Annotated in this window: 1 protein-coding gene; it reads right to left on the bottom strand. The window is 50.4% G+C overall.

The features are described 5' to 3' along the window. Nucleotides 1-274, bottom strand: a 274-nt coding sequence (locus ACWA1B_RS22650; protein WP_456910865.1) for a YaeQ family protein, incomplete at both ends; no start/stop codon positions are given.

The following is a 274-nucleotide window of genomic DNA, read 5'->3' as shown; positions in this document are numbered from 1 at the left end:
AGAACCATAGGTGACGACTGCGACCTGCTTGCAACGCGCACTGGCCTTTTTGACTTTATCTTCGTCCGGGCTACCGACTTCAATCCATTTGACCAGTTGCCCGGTCAGATCCTTTTCCCAGAGTGCCGGTTCATCGGTTTCAAACAGATCCTTGGTAAATTCCAGTGCTTCATCGGCATAGCGTGCATAGGCCAGAATACGCACCATCAAGCGTTCAATGGTTTCTGAAGGATGCAGCGCCATCGTCAGCTGATAATCCTCATAACGATGCGTA

This window comes from Flavobacterium xizangense (genome assembly GCF_054075145.1).
This window is presented reverse-complemented; position numbering and strand designations above follow the sequence as displayed.